Source organism: Chryseobacterium sp. SN22 (assembly GCF_008329705.1).
Classification (GTDB): domain Bacteria; phylum Bacteroidota; class Bacteroidia; order Flavobacteriales; family Weeksellaceae; genus Chryseobacterium.
The window spans coordinates 1-473 of sequence record NZ_VTSX01000064.1; the positions used below are offsets into that span (position 1 = coordinate 1).

Below are 473 nucleotides of genomic sequence, written 5' to 3' on the forward strand. Positions count from 1 at the left end.
CTTGATTCAGTTATAAAATAACTAAGGAGTATATGGGCTATCATACATACAATAATTGTTTTGAATCTGCTGTCCCCAGTTAATGCATTGATCTGCTGTCCAATCCTGACAGGTATAAGCTGATGTACAAGTTACAACCACTGTCGCACATTGTACTCTTTTTGTTGCTTTATTTTTTAAGGTTGTTTTATTCTTATCTTTTGAAACAACTTCCTTTTTTCTTTTGAAAATGATTCTTTCTTATTTTCTGACTTTCCATCACTTTCATATTTTGCAGAAATTGTATTTGCACTTATAGCTCCTGCTACCAAAATTCCTGCTAATAAAATTACTTTTTCATTGTGATAAATTTTTATTATTAAAATTTCGTCTAAACTTTTGCGCATCAGTTTCAACACTTCAAAGTAAAATAAAAAATGTGGTACATACAATAGGTTTAATCACTTTTTATTGAAAAATTTATTATGTTAAAT

The 473-nt window shown here is 28.3% G+C and carries 1 protein-coding gene; it reads right to left on the reverse strand.

Annotation, left to right across the window (positions count from 1 at the left end):
- Positions 1 to 176: 176 nt before the first annotated feature.
- On the reverse strand, positions 177 to 386 hold the full coding sequence (locus FY557_RS19970; RefSeq protein WP_149248978.1) for a hypothetical protein: 210 nt from the start codon (positions 384 to 386) through the stop codon (positions 177 to 179).
- Between the last annotated feature and the right edge of the window lie 87 nt (positions 387 to 473).

Bases quoted from the DNA above. Each gene is read 5' to 3' on its own strand.
- FY557_RS19970 (WP_149248978.1), bottom strand. From the start codon at position 386: ATGCGCAAAAGTTTAGACGAAATTTTAATAATAAAAATTTATCACAAT.